A 17438-nucleotide genomic window follows, 5' to 3' on the forward strand; every position below is an offset into this window, starting at 1 on the left:
AGGTTGAAATCAGATCCGCCCCCATCGTTTCGCTTAGGAAAAGGTCATGGTTTTCAATTGGTTTCGTCGCCAATTTAATAAAGAAGAAGCTGAGGAGCAAGAAACAACGTCTGTCGTTGAAGCGGAGCAAGATGCCCCTAGTGACGACAGCGATGATAGCGACGATGCTGATGAAACGAGTGAAGCTGAAGACTCTCTCAGTTGGGCGGAGACAGCCTTTCAAAAAATCCAAGAGCGACAGCAAGCAACCACCTCAGAGACTGCTGCCCCAGACGTCGAAGAGAGTCCCTCAACCGATGAGGTAACCCCTGCTCCAGACGTCGAAGCAGAGAGCCTCTCAATAGATGCAGTAACACCAGAAGCTGAGTCTGCTCCCCCTGAGGTCACTCCCACCACTGCTGAAGTAGAGGAAATTGAGGCAGCAGAACCAGAGGCTGCTCCCCCTCCCGAACCGACGCCTGTAGAAACTCCTGCACCGGTCGCAAAAGCAGAAACCCCTGCGCCTGTTGCGGCAACGCCAAGCCCGACTTCACCCCCCGCCAAGCCGACCCCATCTGATCTGACATTTGATGAAGGGTTTTTGTGGTCTGCAGAAGTATTAGCAGCCCAGGGTCGCCGCCCTGAAGATGTCTCCGTTGAAGAAATTTCTTGGCTGCAGAAGCTGCGCCAAGGATTGGGGAAAACCCGGCGAGGCTTAGCCAACCAACTCAAGTCGGTAGTGGGTCAAGGCCCATTGAATGCCGATGCAGTGATGGAAATTGAGTCATTACTGCTGCAGGCCGATGTGGGTATTTCGGCGACGGATAAATTGATCGAAGCCTTGCAGATCAAGGTTAGAGAAGAAACCCTACCCCCCGATGCTGCGATCGCATATCTCAAAGAGATAATGCAAAAGATTCTCGATGCTCCTATCCAAAAGAACTACAACCCTAACTTTGCCCCCAAGCGAGAGGGGATGAATATCTGGCTGATGACAGGGGTCAATGGAGCAGGTAAAACCACCACCATCGGCAAACTAGCCCATATTTCTCAAGAGTCGGGCTATGCCTGTCTGATTGCTGCTGCCGACACTTTTAGAGCTGCAGCTGTTGAACAAGTGAGAGTGTGGGGACAGCGCAGCAATGTCGATGTGATTGCCAATCCTGGCCAGAATACAGACCCCGCTGCCGTTGTCTTCGATGCCATTACTGCTGCCCAAAAGCGAAACATTGATCTATTGCTGGTGGACACAGCAGGGCGCTTGCAGAATAAGAAGAACCTGATGGATGAACTCAACAAAGTTCGGCGGATTGTCAGCAAGAAAGCACCGGATGCCCATATTGAATCCTTGTTGGTACTGGATGCCACTTTGGGGCAAAATGGCTTGCGACAAGCTCAGGTCTTTTCAGAAGCTGCCGAACTAACCGGAGTGGTACTCACTAAACTGGATGGCTCTGCCAAAGGTGGGGTCGCCCTAGCCGTGGTTCAGGAGTTAGGTCTGCCTATTCGATTTATTGGAGCCGGTGAAGGGATTACTGACTTGCGCCCCTTCTCTAGCTATGAATTTGTAGAAGCACTCCTGAGCACCTAGTATTTTTCTGATCTAGAACTAACATGATCAATCGATTCTTTGCCTTATCAGACTGCAGAGATCAGGAAATAAATTGTGGCAATCTTATCAGAAGTGCGCTATACCAGATTGAAGGAAACAATTGATATTTGTCATATTGTTTCCCTTTTAGGAGTGGTTTCACAATTTTTTAAGTCGTTCTTGGTCAGTCTCTGATATTTGCTGCAGTTAACAGCAATTTCGTGATGATTTGGCACTCTATCTAGAGTATTCTTCCTAAGAAAAAATGTATCAGAGGATACTGTTGCATTCCTCGTACTTCTTTATTTTTCTTTAGTTAGAGTTCAGCTGCCCAAAGAGTTGACAAGAGTGCTAAGCTTACTGGGCATAACTGTCAACTAGTAACACAACACTCGTTTTCTCTACAATACTGGCTTGTATTTGCCTTTATGTCTCGAGTTCCACTTCCAAACCAACCGTCCCAATCTTTGGATTTTGACTATCCAGGGGTGGCGACAAACGTGGCAACTTTGACAGCACTCCAAGAGCTTGTTTCCCATCTCCGACGAGAACAAGCAAAAGCGCAAGACTTATTGAGTTCCTTAAGCTTTTCGTTAAGGAGCTTTAACAATCTCAATCAGTTCCTCGCCTTAATTCCTCTGATTGTTAGTCGTGTTACCGATGCGGATGCCGCTGCTTTAATTTTGTTTCGCCCCAACGGGCAAGTGTCTTTAGAGCAGTTGTATTGTCATGAAGGGCAGCAATGCCGAAATATTCGCTTAGCCCTAGAGAGTGTCACCCGTCAGTTTCCGATTAATGGTTCTCCTGCTAAACAACCGAACCTAGTTCTAGAACAACAGTTAGGTCAGCTGTTGGGAGAAAACTATCAGTGGTTCAGTACCGCTATTTTAGTGCGGAATTTTGAACTCCATGAACGGGGCCGCCTATATCTGTTTAGCAGTAATCCTGAATATGAATGGACAGAAACCCGGCAAAAGCTAGCCCAATTAGTGGCTGACCAAACCGCTGTAGCCATTGAAAACGACACGTTGACCACCCAACTTCGAAAGCAAGAACGGATCACCCGTGAGTTGGAGATTGGGGCAGAAATTCAAGCTCGTTTGTTGCCCAACTATTCCCCCACGATTGACGGGGTGGCCCTAGCAGCTACCTGTCAAACGGCCAATCAAGTGGGTGGAGATTATTACGACTTTATTCCGATTTATCGACAGCTTCCAACCTCCCGTCAATATCGCCTAAATCAGGCCGATCGCTGGGGACTCGTGATTGGAGACGTCATGGGTAAAGGGGTTCCTGCTGGTCTGATCATGACCATGACTCGCGGGATTCTGCGAGCTGATGCGTTACACCATCATTCTCCAGCAGAGATCTTAAAAAATCTCAATCAGGTCATGTATGCCGATTTAGAAAATTCTAATCGGTTTGTGACTCTGTTTTATTCAGAGTATGACCCCAAAACTCGTCAGCTTAGCTTCAGCAACGCGGCTCATAATCCGCCATTGCTCTGGCGTGCCCGTGAAGATGCGATTGAGCGCCTAGATACGGACGGTATGTTGATTGGTCTGGATGCCAATACTGAGTATCAGGAAGATAAAGTCACCCTAGCGCCTGGCGATACGATTATTTACTATACCGATGGCTTTACCGATGCGGCTGGTCCTAATGGTGATCGCTTCGATGAAGAAAACTTACTGACTGTCTTTCAAGAAGCCTGCCATACTTGCCACGGCCCGCAAGAGATTCTAGATTACCTGTTTGAGCGTTTGCAAGCCTTTATGGGAGAACGGAATCAAAGCGGTGATGATGTGACTCTGATCGTCATGCAAATCACGCCCATGTTGCTGACCTTCTAAACTGGCGTTCAAGTTTTAACATCCCTTTTAGGAATGTCAGGATTGGTTGCATAAATGGTAACTGGCTTAATAATAGTGCTTAAAACCACCATAATCAGGGCAATGTAGCATTTGTCAGGGTTATGACGCCAGAACATAAACGCCTTACTGCACCCGTTTGGGGCACAGTTGTCGGAGCCGTTCTCTTAGCGAGTTGTTCATCCCCTCTCACTGAATCGATGTCAGATTCAGGTGAGGCACCCCAAGCCGCTCAGTCGGAGCTAGCCGCCCTCCAAAATGATGTGTCGTCACCGACTGATGCCGCTCCCCCCAAGGCCAAGCCCCAGCTGATCAAGCGTGCCAATATGACCCTTCGGGTCGAAAAAATAGCGCCCACGTTACAAGCTGTCGCTAAGCTTGTCAAAACTCAGCAAGGTGACGTGGTTGGCCTTCAGGATCAAGTGCCTCCTGACGGGGCAGTGCGTCATCAGGCTTCCATGGAGCTAAGTATCCCCCAAGCCAAATTGGAGGCCACCCTGGAGCAATTAGCCCAGTTAGGCACCGTTCAAAACCGCTCGATCGAAGCGGAAGATGTGTCCACTCAGCTGGTAGATTTTCAAGCCCGCCTTAAAAATCTCCGCAAGTCGGAAGAAGTGGTGTTGAAGATTATGGATCGATCGGGATCTGTGGCTGATGTCCTCAAAGTTTCTCAAGAGCTAAAGACGATTCGTCAACAGATTGAACAAATTGATGCTCAGGTGAAACGGTTACAAGCCCAGGTGGCTTTTTCAACGGTTAACCTCAGTTTGGAATCTGCGATCGCAACCACGCCACCCCAATCTTCCCTTGGTGATCGCCTACAAGAAGCTTGGTCCCAGTCAACCCATGCGGTTGTCAATCTCACATTTGGCTTACTGGGCATTCTGGTTTGGTTTGTGGTCTTTTTGCCTTACATCATTGGTCTGGTCTTGGTGCAATTTGTCGTCAGACGGTTGATGCAGCGTCGGAGCAACACCGCGACGGCCTCCGATCACAAGTCCATCAGTGGGTAATGGAGGCGATGGATTTAGGAACAGCTGCCGTGAGCACTTCATGGCCTGTTCCCGTAAGCAGCACATCATCTTCAATGCGAATCCCAATTCCTCGCCACCGCTCCGGTACTTCTGGCTGATCTTCGACTAGTTGAATGTCAGGACCAATATAAATTCCGGGTTCAACGGTAACCACATGCCCGGCTTCAAGGGGTTGCCAGGTGTCTTTATCCTTTTTGTAGACGCCCACATCATGGACATCCAGCCCTAGCCAATGACCCGTACGGTGCATATAAAAGGGCTTATATGTTTCTTCTTCGATGAGTTTATCGACATCCCCTTGCAGTAAGCCCAGATCGACTAAACCTTGGGTCAGCACTTGGACTGCTGCTTCATGGAAGGCGTTGTAGGGGTTGCCCGGTTGTACCTGTGCGATCGCAGCTTCTTGTGCCGCTAAAACCAGCTCATACAGAGCTTTTTGCTCTGCTGTAAACGTTCCGCTCACGGGAAAAGTACGGGTAATATCGGCGTTGTAATATTGATAACTACAGCCCGCGTCAATCAACAGCAAATCCTGATCCTGAAGCTGGCAGGTATTTTCGGTATAGTGCAAAATGCAGCCATTCACCCCCGCAGCCACAATGGAGGGATAGGCGGGGCCTAAGCCACCTCGCAAGCGAAATAGCCGTTCCATCTCTGCCTGGATTTCATATTCATAGCGACCAGGCTGGGCTATCTCTCGGGCCAAGTTGTGAGCCTCGGCAGAAATATCGATGGCTTTACGCATCAAATCCAGTTCAGCCTCACTTTTGGTCAGCCGCTGGGGATGCAGCACCGTCATGGGATCTTCCAAAGCAACCGGACCAATGCCATTCTTTCGGACCATGATCAGTGATCGTTGCCAATGCTTCAGAATGGTTTGATTAAAGGGTTGATCCAGCCCGAGGTGGTAGTAAATCCGATCAGCACCCGCTAAATATTGGGGCAGATGTTCATCCAGCTCCGCAATCGGATAGACTTCATCGGCCCCATATTCTTCTTTTGCCAGCTCGACACCGACTCGATACCCTGTCCAAGTCTCCATCAACGGATCTTTGGGTTGCACAAACAGCACAAACTGATGCTCTTCATGATGGGGAGCCAGCACAGCCACCGCATTGGGTTCGTTAAACCCCGTCAAGTAGAAAAAGTCACTCTCTTGCCGAAAGTTATATTCCACATCACTATGCATCACGGCCATTGGGGCACTCCGAAAAATTCCCGTCCCCGAACCCATGGCTTTCATCAGTTTTTGACGACGCTGGCGATATTCTGCTTGCATAGGATCTTTAATCAAGATGACAATTTTCTCTACCCATTATTGTGCAGTATATCGTCCAGAGATTGCTTGATAGATAACGGTAGAGGGCAGCTAAGAGCACCAGCGTCTCAAAATTTTTGAGTACAGGATGACCAATATGGAGGTATTGAAGTGCATGGTCACCTGTGAAGGCCAATCTATAGAAATAGAGGAGCCGCCTAAAAATTTTAAGACTTTAAGGATGTCAGTCGAGTAAAGTACTGATCTCTGATTCCATCAGCTCGGGGATAAGTACTTATATTCAGTAGTATCACTGAATTCAATGTTCTAGACTCAAAATGTTTTTGTTCTTTTAAATAAAAAATAAGTGAAACTACCTAGGACACCAGTCAAACAGAATAAATAAAAGAAAAGACAATATGAGATTAAAAATTAGAAGAAATAGGTAATTGTCGCGAGTGGGACCTTTTTCTCTAAGGGCATGCTGTAGATATACACATCATATACATCCACACAATCACCTACATTCTCAGAGATGTGCTCCACGAGGTTATACCCATGAAACGCCTGATTCCACTGACTAAGCTGACACTGAGTTGTACATTACTCTTTGCTGCATTAGGTTCACCTGCTTTAGCTCAAATAGAAGTTGAAGAAGGGGCCGTTTATACCGGCGATATTGATATTTCAGGTGATGAAAATGGGGTTAATTTAGAAACCCTAGATAATGATTGTGGAACAGTCATTCGTCAACGGGATGATAACGATGATGGTACCCCTGGTCCAGATAATAACCTCGTTGTAAATGCGGGTGAGGATGCCTTTGAAGGCAACGGCACAGGTTGTGCAAATTCCTCATCCTCTTCCGTAGGTAATTCCTCCAACAACCAAAATAGCCAAACCATCAATGCCAATCCTACGAATATTTCTGAGTCGGGAGCGATTACATCTGGAGATGCAACCTCCTCAGTAGATGGGGGATATTCCCAGTCCTCTTCTGACGTCAACGGTGGCAACTCTACGTCTCAAGCAGAAGGGGCAACGGGGGGTAGCTCAACCTCCGGAGCGAATTTAGGTGATGTCAGTAGAGGTGAGACTTCTTTAGGAGATGCGATTCGCGGTGAGACTTCTCTGGGAGATGCGACTCGCGGTGAGACTTCTCTGGGAGATGCAACCCGTGGCGATACTTCCTTAGGTAATGTCAATCGAGGAAACACAGCGCTTGGCGATAATCAATTTAACACCAGCACTTCCGGTGGTACTGCGAACCAAAGCCAGTCGGCCAATACCACAGGTGGAAACGTTACCGCAGGATCCGCCACTCAGAATCAATCCGCCAATACCACGGGGGGAGATGTGACAGGAGGGGCAGCCAATACCAACGGTGGATCATCCGACACAACCGGTGGCACGGTCACCACCAATGGTGGCTCAGCCAACCAAAGCGCTAGCACCACAGGAGGGACCGCCAACCAATCCCAAATCGCCAATACGGGCAGTGGTCCGGCAAGTACCAACAGTGGTGACCTTAGCCTTGCCCCCATCACTGTCCAGACTGGTGATAATAGTGTCAATAATCGCCAAATTACCAACAATACGGCCAATTTCTCCAATACGAGCGCCTTCGCCAATAATTCAGTCTTCGGCAAAAATGCCTTCAATGGCAGCGTATCCGGTGGAATGTATGCTCGCCTGAATGCCTCTTCCAAATCTTCGAGCGCTTATAACAATAGCTTTAGCCATAATCGAGCGGAAGTCGAAGTTGGGATTTTCAAAGCGTTTCAAACAGTGGCATCCAAAAATTCTGCTCGTCGAAAGCGGGTCAAATTTGGCCAAGACATGATTGTCTACTGTGTCGATTTCCTCAAGCACTATCCCAATCTGATGGCGATTGACGTAGCCACCATTCACAACAGCCATCTCAAAAAGACGGTACAGGCTTGTCAAGAGCTAGGTCCCCTTGTTGCGCAACAGCAGCCTCGACAAGTGATCATTAACGTCCCGCCTCAAGCCCAGCCATCACCGGAAGTCTTGAACCTCCCAGGTTCAAGAGATCTTCCTTCAGAGCCTCGTCGGATTACCCGTAGCAGTGGCGGTTAAGCACCTGCCTTTACTAAGCAACTGCCTTTACGCTCTACATCGCCACTAAATATACGAGGTTATTCAAGATGAAACTCTATTCCAGATTAAATGTTCTCACTGCCAATACCCTAGGCCTAGCCTTTTTGATGACTGTGTCAGGAGCACCTGCCATAGCCCAAGTTGAAGTCGAAGAAGGTGCAATTTTTACGGGAAATATTACCGGTGGTCCCACAGAAATTCAAACCTTGGATAACGATTGTGGCACAACCATTAGCCAACGGTCAGATGACGGCACACCCAATGATGTTGACAACAACATCGAAGTCACAGCCCAAGAAGATGCATTTTCTGGGATTGGCACAGGTTGTGCAGAATCCACTTCTAGCGTGACTGGAGAATCTGTAACCAATACTAATACGGAGAATATCACTGCCAGCCCTGACAATACTTCCACCACGGAAGCCATCACTTCTGGTGATGCGACTTCTGCTGTAGATGGAGGTTTTTCAGAGTCTGATTCTGATGTCAGTGGTGGGAATTCTTTTAGCGAAGCCGAAGCTGCAACGGGTGGTAGCTCAACTTCCAATGCAACTCAAGGAGATGTGACCGAGGGCAATACAACTTTTGGTGATGTCTCCCGTGGCAACACCGTTTTTGGCGATGTTTCTCGTGGCAACACTATTTTTGGCGAAGTGACCCAAGGGAATACAACCTTCGGTGATGTCACTACAGGTGATACCGATCTAGGAGGCAACACCTTTGACGCAGAAGTCATCAGTGGCTCGGCTGACCAAGAACAGATGCTTGATACTACCGGTGGAGATGTCGTTGCTGGCAACACAGATCAGACCCAAGCTTTGGATACAATAGGCGGAGATATCACCGGTGGGACTGCCGATATGATGGGTGGGACCGCCAATCTGGTGGGTGGTGATGTGACCACAACAGGTGGTTCTTCCAATCAAACTGGCTCTGTTACAGGTGGAACAGCTGACCAAAGTCAGTTTGCTGAAACCATCAGTGGACCAGCTACTACCAACAGTGGTGACCTGACCATTGCCCCTATTACAGTGAACACGACTGATTCTTCAGTCGATAACAGTAGTGTTACGAACAGCTACGTCAACAGTGCTGTCGTCAATAGCTCCAACGTGAACACTGTTAATCCTTGAGTCTAAGTGTGTAACTTGTGTGGATAGAGATGGAATCTCGCTAATAGACTCATGATACTGCGCTAGTTTTTTCTAGCGCAGTTTTTTTGGGGATTTCTTGTCTAAATTGAGATTATCAAATATTGCTCTACTTATAACGCACCTCTAAACATTTACTTATTTAATACATACTATTTTTTGCCTGATTAGATTGAGAAGATTGAATGGTCTGGGCTTTGGATTGAGATGGCAACCTGCCAGTATTTGATCAGTATAAATACTGAGAGATTAAATCATGATTTGGCATGACTCTATATTTCACACAAAAAACTGAGAGAAATACGGATAAATCTTGCAGCTTTAAGAATAAATAAACATTTTTAATTTATTTAAGAAAAAAGATTTTTTAGGTATTCCTATTGAGGATTTCTATCTCAGATCAAGGAAAGATAAAAAATATACAAGTTATGCATATGTTCCTCAGCAACCCAGTGTTGCTCATTAGCGAGAAAAAACCATGAAGACGCATTTTGGATTAAAAACGATTGCCGGTAGCACTCTTGGCTTAATGCTGGTTTTCTCGGCTTTTGGGCAGTCAGGATTGGCGCAAACGACTGAAGTAGAAGAAGGCGCGATTTACACTGGAGATATCACCTTAGATGGCAACGAAAATGCCGTCGATATCGAAACGTTGGATAACGATTGCGGCACCAACTTTGACCAGCGCGATGATGACGGTACGGATGGGACTTCTAATAATATTGATATTCAAGCCGGTGAAGATGCTTTAGAAGGCATTGGAACTGGCTGTGCTAACGCCAGTTCATCATCAGTCGGTAACTCTTCAGATAACACCAACACCACCACCATCAATGCCAGCCCAGACAATACGTCCACCTCTGAAGCGATAACCTCTGGAGCGGCTACATCGAGTGTTGAAGGAGGCTACTCACAATCCCAATCTAACGTCAGTGGCGGCGACTCCAACTCTTTTGCTGAAGGTGCAACGGGTGGCAGCTCCACCTCCCAGGCTGATTTAGGAAATGTATCTCGCGGAGATACAACGCTAGGCAATACGACTCGTGGCGATACAACGCTAGGCAATACGACTCGTGGCGATACAACGCTAGGCAATACGACTCGTGGCAATACTGCTTTGGGTGATGTCAGCAGAGGGGATACTACGTTAGGGAATAACGATTTTAATGCTGCGACGACAGGTGGTTCAGCTAATCAAGACCAATCTGCTAACACCAATGGCGGGAATGTTACCGGTGGCTCTGCCAATCAAGACCAATCTGCTAATACCAATGGTGGAAATGTCACCGGTGGCTCTGCCAACTCTACGGGTGGATCGGCTAATACGCTAGGCGGCAATGTCAATACGACGGGTGGATCCGCCGATCAGAATGCGGTCACCAATGGTGGATCAGCGACTCAAGACCAAAATGCTGCCACGAATAGCGGTGAGGCCTTGACCAATAGCGGTAATGTCAGTGTGGCCCCCATCACCATTGATACGAGAGACAGTTCCGTGGATAACTCCGCAGTCACTAACAACCACGTCAACATAAGCAATCAAAGTTCTTTTAACCGCAATTCAGTGTTCAACGACAATTCATTTAGTGGCAGAGTTTCCGGTGGATTCTATGCCCGAGCCAATGCATCTACTCAGAACAGTTCAGCTTATGGAAATGACTTTAGTAGCACAGCTGCAGAAGTCGAAGTTGGAGTATTTAAGGTCTTCCAAACAGCTGCCCGTCGCGATGCCGCAGATCGTGCTGAGATGAAGTTTGCCCAGAATATGATTGTCTACTGCACTGATTTTCTGAAGCACTACCCCAACTTGATGACCATTGATGTGGCCACGATTACAGACGCTAGTGTCCGGGAGACTGTCCAATCTTGTCAGGATTTAGGCCCCATGGTGACCCGACCGCAGCAGGTCATTATCAATGTTCCACCCCAGGCACAGCCTTTACCCCAGTCCCAAGTTTTACCGGGATCTCGTCAAGTCCCTGATTTACCTCGCAGCATTACCCGCAGTAGTGGCGGTTAAATCCGATCTGGTATCGTTCCCGTCGATCATTACTTTGGATATAGACCCATGAAAAACTTCCACCTGACCACCCTAATTAGCTTCGTCGTACTCTCCACCATTCCAGCATCTGCGGTGGCCCTACCAATTGATTTTGATGATTCCACCAAAATTAAACTCATTGAGATGGGGATTGATGCTCTAACCTCAGACAAATCAACGTCGGAGACATCAGAAACAGAAGAAACCCATTCAGCTGCGACGACTGAACCGTCAACAACGAATACTGCTGCCCCGAAACTAGACTCAAAAGCACCAGTAACTGGAACATCTAATAGCGAGCAGAATGAACTGCTCACTCCGAAAGCAACGAAAACAACATCGGCTGTTCCAAGTCCGAATACTCAGCAGGTTCACTGTGCCCAAGTTCAACAACATTGCTTAGAAGTTTCACATGCTACGCGTAGTGTTGGTGTATATGAAGGGGGGATGTTGCAGCAAACCCTGCCCTTGAATAATGGACAAGCTGTTTACAACGTTCCTACAGGAGGCACCAGCGTCACAACCTACCCTCAACCTGTGCCTTATCAACCTGTTCAACCTCTTACCTATCCTCAAACTCAGCCGACGGTTTATCCAGTGGGCAGTTACCCAGTAGCCCCCAACGCGAATCCTTGGGGCTATGGTTACCCGACGGCTTATCCTCAGTCTGTTTATGCACCTACTGTGCCAGTTTATGGAAACCCAGCTCCTGTATTCCAGGCAGTGCCTAGAGTAAGCTCCCAACAGGATGTGATGGTGATTAATGTTGAGCCGAAAGCTGAAGCTCAAACCATCATCTTGGACAATAACTATCCTGTTCAGGGCCGTTAGTCCTAGCAATATTTGTGGAGAATGTGGACGATGAAAGGACTAGCATTAGGCGTTTTGACGAGTTTAGTGGGACTCCTATGGTCTCCAATGGCTCAAGCAGATGACTTATCGCTGCATTGTCGCCAAGTGCAGGGAGGTTGCTTGCAAATTTCTAAAGCCAAGCGGACCGTCACATACTATCAGCAAGGAAAAAGCCAAAAATCCTGGCCGATTTCCATTGGCCGGCCAGGACTGGACACACCTGCCGGAAATTTCTGGATTTATGAAAAAGGGACGATGGTGGACTGGCAGTCTCCTTCAGGGGAGGTGATTCCTTATAACAGTCCTCGTAATCCGATGGCAGGAATTTGGATGGGCTATGTGATTGCGGATGGTGTTCCCCTAGGGTTGCATGGAACCAATACACCCAATTTGATTGGTCAAGCGGTGTCTGCCGGATGTAATCGAATGCATACCCACCACGCTAAAGAGCTATATAAATTTGTAGTAGTGGGTGATCCGGTGTATGTCCGATAAGTTATCTGATTACCGACTTGTGCAAACCCAACTCACAACCTTACAGTTGGGGCCGTATTTTTGGCAGGATTGCAGGGCATAAGATTCGGCTGTTGCTCGATCGACTCCCCAACCAGATCCTGCTGAGTAATCAGAGGCGCGAGCTAGGGCACCACAGCCATTTTTAAACACAACTAATGACTTACAATCCCCAGTCTTGGCATATTTTTCACAAAAACGAATGGCTACATTGGTTGCTTCCTGCGGAGTCGTGTAGTCATAGGAATAACCATGGCTACCGGTGGAAACAGAATAGGCCATCGCACCATAGTTCGCGTTAGCTAGAGCGTTTTGAGTCCCAACTAATCCCACGGCTGGCACACTAAACATCGTTGCAATCAGCACTTGAGATATTTTCGAATGGAACATATTTCCCCCATTTCTGTTGTAGATGGAATATTTGATAGTCGTTTGGCCAAACGAATGCGTCTAGACCATGAGGACTATAGCTGTAGAGTTCCCACACGATCGTCGCAGTCAGCATCTTCAGGCCAAATTCCTCTGGCTTGGGTCTGACTCACGAAAGATTTATAGTGAACGGGTACACCTCAGGAATGGTTTAAGGGAGAACACCCTTACTCTAGTGTTTTCGGGTTTGTACCACCATTGTTCAGGTAAAGCATCACCATGGATCCATTCAGTTTAGGGCTATTTGCAGTCTTGGGTATTGCGGCGGGAACCTTAGCTGGACTCTTAGGGATTGGCGGTGGCATGTTGATTGTGCCTGGGTTGTTTTACCTCTTTGATCTGATTCAACTCCCTCAAGACTCCCTGATGCATATGGCAGCGGGTAGCTCTATGTGCATTATGATTTGTACCGCCGCATCTTCGACCTGGGCCCATCATCGACAAGAGCATATTCAATGGTCTATTTTTCGCTCTATCATTGCTGGCATTGCCGTGGGTGTAGTGAGTGGCAATCTTTTAGCCAATCGGATGCCAACCCAAATTTTAGAATTGATTTTTGGCATTTTTTTTATTGGTCGTTTCTACCAAGATATTCCTGGAGAAAAAGTCTGAGGAAGAAGAACCAACGGTGGGGGCTCCCGGCATCGTCGCTACGAGTGCTGTGGGTATGGTGATTGGGTTTAAGTCGGGTGTGTTGGGGATTGGAGGTGGAGCCCTAAGTGTGCCGTTTCTCCTCTATTGTGGCCTCCCCATGAAAAAAGCCAGTGGGACCTCTGCCTCCTTCACATTACCTATCGCCATTGTTGGGACCCTCTCGTTTTTGCTTTTGAGCGGGACTCAAACTGATATTCCCTGGTCAACGGGTTATGTCTATTGGCCTGCAGTATTGCTAGTGGCCCCGTTTACGATACTGGGGGCACCTGTGGGAGCTAAATTTGCCGGTATCGTTGCTCCTGAAAAGCTGCGAACGATCTTTGCCGGATTATTACTGGTGATTAGTATGCGGATGTTGTCTGGGACTGGCTTAATTGCCTGGGACTTCCCGCTGATCTAGCTTCGACTTATTACACCTAAAAATTAAATCGCACCTAAGCGGAAATTTTAGGTAGAAAAAAAGAGTGAATCGCAGCGATCGCATCATTCAGCATGTAACTTGCAATTGATACGCTTTAGGATCTTGGCGAGTCGCTGCGTGACACCCTTTAACAATTGGCTCAAAGATATTGATTGTCAGATTTAAGATAAACCTAGGACAGCATCAAAGGTAGACACAACGGCGTCATATTCTTTGGCAGCAGAAGTGGGATTACGCTTAGCAGCAGCAGCATCTAGCTTGTTGAGGTGATCGGCTAACAACTTGATAGTGCGACGGCCACTTTTTTGAGTTGCAGCGGGTAAAGAATCACCCAAACGACGAGAGAGGGGGCCAAGTTCGCCTAAAGGACCACGGATAAAGGTGCGAACATTATTCCAGTCACCTTCAGCAATGTAGCCATCTAGCTCAGACAAACGTCCATACAAAGGTTGTAGCCCTTCTGTATATTTAGAAGCTTGAGCAATAACAATTCCAGTATCAGACCCAGCCAAAGCAGTAGGGGCAATTGTGCTAAAACTTGTCAAAACAAGGGCGGTTGCAAAGGCAACGGCCAATAGGGATTTACAAAATCGTTTAAAATTTAAGATCATTGATTCACAGTCCTCTGCGCATCAGAAATGGGTTTGCCAAGATTTATTGTCGAATTTTCAGGGGCCTTTGTAAAGCTAATCACCTGTAAAGCCCTGCTTTCGGGCTATTGATTGTAAAGGTTTGTATTTTTTGACCTGTCTCTACCTCTCAAGATCAGTCTCCGTCCTTTGCATTGGTTTCAATTAACGCCTAGGTCCCTGAGGACTTGGATTTAGCCTCTAGATCGGCTAGCCGACTTTTCAGCTCCTGATTGGCTTGTTGGAGTTGCTGAACTTCCTCTTGTAATGTGCTTAGGGCTTGATTTGATTTCACTCGGGCCTGCACTCTTTTAACTGATTCTTCGGCCATTCGTCGCACCCGACCATCAGGGGTTTGGTTGGCTAAGGTTTTCAGGAGTGAGATCGCTTTGGGGGTTTCCATCTGTCCCAGGGATGCGGATACCGACACTTGGGTTAAAAAGAAACTCTCACCCACGAGCACCGATAGCCGATCCAAAATGCGCTGCAGCTGTTCAGGGGGTTGTCCGGTGGAAATACTTCCTAAGGCTCGAATGGCAGCGAGACGGAGCGGTTGTGGGGTTCCTGCTTCGGTATAGGTCAAAATTAAATCGAGGGCTGCAGTGGAGGTTTTCATTTGGCTCAGGGCACCAATGGCTCCAGAGCGCACCACCTCATTCCAGCCTGCCCGGTCTTTGAGAACCGATTTAAAGAGCTTGATGACCTTGGTCTCTTTGGGTTTAGTGATTAGGGTGGAGGATGCGATCGCACCCACGGCTCGTAATGCACTAGCTTCCACGTAATAACTGGGGTCACCCTTTTCCGCTAAAGGCTTGATGGCTTTGTAGCTCTCGTCCGTTTTAAAGGTCGCCATGGCTTCTACCACCGCCCGTCGGACTCTGGCATCCTTGTCCTTAAGACCTGGCTTGAGGGCGGTCAGTACCTGATCGAGCTTAATCTGAGCGAGCTGCTTTGCCACTTCGACCCGCATGCCCCAGAACCCATCACTAGTCAGGGCTTCCCCTAAACTTTTAATGACTTCTAAGCCGCCTTTTTTCGCCAAGGCCTGGGCCGCATAAATTCGAGAGAGGGGATCGGGGTCCTGTTTAAGCTGAGCCTTCAGCTCAGGCACCGGGTATTCGAGGGTGACCTGCTTGAGATAGTGATTGCCTTGATCGAAGCTGATCAGAAGTGGTTTTTCAGGGAGGCCAAAGTAAAAGCTCTGCTCCTGCTCATGGACACGAACCGTAAAGGCTTGAAACTCTATGGGTTGCTTGCCTCGGTCAAATCCAAAGGCAATGGGCAGATTCAAATCAAATAGTTCTTTTGCACTATTCTTGTCTTTTGGATCCACCTGGGCTTGGGTCACTGTTACCTTGGCCATCTTATGATCGGCATCCCAGCTATAGCCCAATTTATATTCGGGATGGCCGCCCCGATAGACATATTGATCAAACAAGAAGAGCAGATTGCGACCGGTGGCTTTTTCAATTGCCCGCAGTAAGTCAATGGTCTCAACGGTTTTGTGGGCATTGTCCTGAACAAAGGTATGGATGGCTCGCCAAAACAGCTCATCCCCTAACTCTGCCCGAATCATATGGTAGATACAGGCCCCTTTTTCGTAGAGATGGCGGTCATATAGCTCAATGGCTTCCCGGTAGACATGGGTGACCACGGGGCGACGATAGCGATTGCTATCCTCGTTGAAATAGTTACGGGCCTCGTTCAGTCGATAATAGGCAGCATCCTCAGCCCCATATTCATGGTTGGTCCACATCACTTCGGAATAGGAGGCCATGCCTTCCTTGATCCAGGCATGGGACCAATGCTTGATCACCACTAAATCCCCAAACCACTGATGGGCTAATTCATGGGCCACCAGACTTTCTGCAGAACGGTTATCAAGGGCAGCTCGCTCATCCAATAAGCAGCGATCCGTCAGCAGGGTGGTGGAGGTATTTTCCATGCCGCCGAAGATAAAGTCATCGACGCAGACCTGGGCGTACTTGGGATAAGCGTAGGGATAGCCGTAGTATTCGCTAAAAAACTCAATCATGCGGGGCGTTTTGCCCATGGTGAGCTGGGCCTGATCTTCTCGCCCTTTCTCCACATAATAGGTCACGGGTTTGCCTTGCCAGTCATCAATGATTTCTGCAAACTCGCCGACCGCTAAGGTCATTAAATAGGTGGGATGTACCTGCCGCTGGAGCCAATGGTAGATTTTCTGTTTGCCATCCACTTCGGTTTCAATCAGCTCTCCATTGGAGATGGCCATAAAGGCTTTGGGCACCCGCACCCGAATTTCTGAAGTGGCAAGCTGACCGGGGTAGTCAAAGCAGGGAAACCAAAACCGAGAGTCTTCATCTTCCCCTTGGGTCCAAACCTGGGTGGGTTTGTCAGGATAATGCTCATCGGGCTGGACAAAGTAAAGACCGCGTTGGGGCTGGTGTACGGTGTATGCGATCGCAACCGTAAATACTTTCCCCACTGTGGTTGGCTGTTTCAAATGAATCTGTAACTGTTCACCGTCATAGTCAAAGAGCTGTTTGGTGCGGCCAACCTTGACGCCTTCGATCTGCAAATCGACCGCATCCAACACCAAGGTCTCAACCCCACTGCGCACCGGGTTTAATCGAATCTGACAGGTGCCGCTAAAGGATTGTGCAGGAATGTCTAGGGCTAGATCCAGAAAAATATGCTCGACTTGGCCGGGGCGATCGGGATTGTAGTGAGGCCGTGCCCCTGCCGTTTCAAAGGACTTGTGCTTCTTAGTTTCAGAATCAAAGAAAAGATGGGACATCACATTACCTGCTGAGGACGGTGCTAGCTGAAGAGAATTGCCAGCAATGATTGGCTCTCGATCCAGCGTAGCGCTTTATCAGGAACTTAAGGGTTGAAGGCTCCATAAAAGTCCC

The 17438-nt window shown here is 48.1% G+C and carries 14 protein-coding genes; 10 read left to right on the plus strand and 4 right to left on the minus strand.

What is annotated here, in order from left to right; all coding sequences use genetic code 11:
* Nucleotides 1-46: 46 nt before the first annotated feature.
* The 3 genes from ftsY (at nucleotide 47) to HRE53_RS16135 (ending at nucleotide 4454) form a co-directional block, all read left to right on the plus strand.
* The gene (ftsY, locus tag HRE53_RS16125) at nucleotides 47-1570 is read left to right on the plus strand and encodes a signal recognition particle-docking protein FtsY (protein ID WP_235107189.1); all 1524 of its coding nucleotides are present in this window, start codon (nucleotides 47-49) and stop codon (nucleotides 1568-1570) included.
* Nucleotides 1571-1998: 428 nt separating this feature from the next.
* Nucleotides 1999-3423: a PP2C family protein-serine/threonine phosphatase gene (locus HRE53_RS16130; RefSeq protein WP_212664339.1), complete on the plus strand. Its 1425-nt coding sequence runs from the start codon at nucleotides 1999-2001 to the stop codon at nucleotides 3421-3423.
* Nucleotides 3424-3545: 122 nt separating this feature from the next.
* A complete protein-coding gene (locus tag HRE53_RS16135) occupies nucleotides 3546-4454 on the plus strand; it encodes a DUF4349 domain-containing protein (RefSeq protein ID WP_235107190.1) in 909 nt (302 codons plus the stop codon).
* Here HRE53_RS16135 and HRE53_RS16140 read toward each other — a convergent pair.
* Nucleotides 4444-5754 (minus strand): aminopeptidase P N-terminal domain-containing protein, encoded by a 1311-nt coding sequence (locus HRE53_RS16140; RefSeq protein ID WP_235111143.1) that lies wholly within the window; start codon nucleotides 5752-5754, stop codon nucleotides 4444-4446. The two genes, HRE53_RS16135 and HRE53_RS16140, sit on opposite strands and share 11 nt — an antisense overlap.
* A 537-nt stretch (nucleotides 5755-6291) precedes the next feature.
* Here HRE53_RS16140 and HRE53_RS16145 point away from each other — a divergent pair.
* The 5 genes from HRE53_RS16145 to HRE53_RS16165 all read left to right on the plus strand — a co-directional run bounded on the left by HRE53_RS16145 (nucleotide 6292) and on the right by HRE53_RS16165 (nucleotide 12393).
* Entirely contained in the window at nucleotides 6292-7833 is a 1542-nt protein-coding gene (locus HRE53_RS16145) for a hypothetical protein (protein ID WP_235107191.1), read from the plus strand.
* Nucleotides 7834-7901: 68 nt separating this feature from the next.
* Entirely contained in the window at nucleotides 7902-8987 is a 1086-nt protein-coding gene (locus HRE53_RS16150) for a hypothetical protein (RefSeq protein WP_212664343.1), read from the plus strand.
* Nucleotides 8988-9483: 496 nt separating this feature from the next.
* Complete coding sequence (locus HRE53_RS16155) at nucleotides 9484-11025, plus strand: hypothetical protein (protein WP_212664344.1); 1542 nt, start codon at nucleotides 9484-9486, stop codon at nucleotides 11023-11025.
* A 48-nt stretch (nucleotides 11026-11073) separates the two neighbouring features.
* Nucleotides 11074-11877: a hypothetical protein gene (locus HRE53_RS16160; RefSeq protein ID WP_235107192.1), complete on the plus strand. Its 804-nt coding sequence runs from the start codon at nucleotides 11074-11076 to the stop codon at nucleotides 11875-11877.
* Nucleotides 11878-11907: 30 nt separating this feature from the next.
* On the plus strand, nucleotides 11908-12393 hold the full coding sequence (locus tag HRE53_RS16165) for a L,D-transpeptidase (RefSeq protein ID WP_235107193.1): 486 nt from the start codon (nucleotides 11908-11910) through the stop codon (nucleotides 12391-12393).
* Between the two features lie 9 nt (nucleotides 12394-12402).
* Here HRE53_RS16165 and HRE53_RS16170 read toward each other — a convergent pair whose 3' ends face one another.
* Entirely contained in the window at nucleotides 12403-12801 is a 399-nt protein-coding gene (locus tag HRE53_RS16170; protein ID WP_235107194.1) for a DUF4189 domain-containing protein, read from the minus strand.
* 258 nt (nucleotides 12802-13059) lie between these two features.
* Between HRE53_RS16170 and HRE53_RS34425 the strand changes: the two genes are divergently transcribed.
* Both HRE53_RS34425 and HRE53_RS34430 read left to right on the plus strand, forming a co-directional pair.
* Complete coding sequence (locus HRE53_RS34425; RefSeq protein ID WP_255800723.1) at nucleotides 13060-13452, plus strand: sulfite exporter TauE/SafE family protein; 393 nt, start codon at nucleotides 13060-13062, stop codon at nucleotides 13450-13452.
* Nucleotides 13412-13894, plus strand: coding sequence for a sulfite exporter TauE/SafE family protein (locus tag HRE53_RS34430; protein WP_255800724.1), 483 nt, complete (start codon nucleotides 13412-13414; stop codon nucleotides 13892-13894). Before HRE53_RS34425 ends, HRE53_RS34430 begins: the two co-directional genes overlap by 41 nt.
* 182 nt (nucleotides 13895-14076) lie before the next feature.
* Here the strand turns inward: HRE53_RS34430 and psbQ are convergent, their stop codons facing one another.
* Nucleotides 14077-14526 carry a photosystem II protein PsbQ gene (psbQ, locus tag HRE53_RS16180; protein WP_212664349.1) on the minus strand — a complete coding sequence of 150 codons (450 nt, stop codon included), beginning with the start codon at nucleotides 14524-14526 and terminating at the stop codon, nucleotides 14077-14079.
* 190 nt (nucleotides 14527-14716) lie between these two features.
* Nucleotides 14717-17323, minus strand: coding sequence for a M1 family metallopeptidase (locus HRE53_RS16185; RefSeq protein ID WP_235107195.1), 2607 nt, complete (start codon nucleotides 17321-17323; stop codon nucleotides 14717-14719).
* Nucleotides 17324-17438: the final 115 nt, after the last annotated feature.

Source organism: Acaryochloris sp. 'Moss Beach' (genome assembly GCF_021497025.1).
Taxonomy (GTDB): domain Bacteria; phylum Cyanobacteriota; class Cyanobacteriia; order Thermosynechococcales; family Thermosynechococcaceae; genus Acaryochloris; species Acaryochloris marina_A.

Coding starts and splice junctions, on each gene's coding strand:
- HRE53_RS16160 (WP_235107192.1), top strand. CDS start 11,074: ATGAAAAACTTCCACCTGACCACCCTAATTAGCTTCGTCGTACTCTCC.
- HRE53_RS16140 (WP_235111143.1), bottom strand. CDS start 5,754: ATGCAAGCAGAATATCGCCAGCGTCGTCAAAAACTGATGAAAGCCATG.
- HRE53_RS34425 (WP_255800723.1), top strand. CDS start 13,060: ATGGATCCATTCAGTTTAGGGCTATTTGCAGTCTTGGGTATTGCGGCG.
- HRE53_RS16135 (WP_235107190.1), top strand. CDS start 3,546: ATGACGCCAGAACATAAACGCCTTACTGCACCCGTTTGGGGCACAGTT.
- psbQ (WP_212664349.1), bottom strand. CDS start 14,526: ATGATCTTAAATTTTAAACGATTTTGTAAATCCCTATTGGCCGTTGCC.
- HRE53_RS16150 (WP_212664343.1), top strand. CDS start 7,902: ATGAAACTCTATTCCAGATTAAATGTTCTCACTGCCAATACCCTAGGC.
- HRE53_RS16155 (WP_212664344.1), top strand. CDS start 9,484: ATGAAGACGCATTTTGGATTAAAAACGATTGCCGGTAGCACTCTTGGC.
- HRE53_RS16165 (WP_235107193.1), top strand. CDS start 11,908: ATGAAAGGACTAGCATTAGGCGTTTTGACGAGTTTAGTGGGACTCCTA.
- HRE53_RS16185 (WP_235107195.1), bottom strand. CDS start 17,323: ATGTCCCATCTTTTCTTTGATTCTGAAACTAAGAAGCACAAGTCCTTT.
- HRE53_RS16130 (WP_212664339.1), top strand. CDS start 1,999: ATGTCTCGAGTTCCACTTCCAAACCAACCGTCCCAATCTTTGGATTTT.
- HRE53_RS16145 (WP_235107191.1), top strand. CDS start 6,292: ATGAAACGCCTGATTCCACTGACTAAGCTGACACTGAGTTGTACATTA.
- HRE53_RS16170 (WP_235107194.1), bottom strand. CDS start 12,801: ATGTTCCATTCGAAAATATCTCAAGTGCTGATTGCAACGATGTTTAGT.
- ftsY (WP_235107189.1), top strand. CDS start 47: ATGGTTTTCAATTGGTTTCGTCGCCAATTTAATAAAGAAGAAGCTGAG.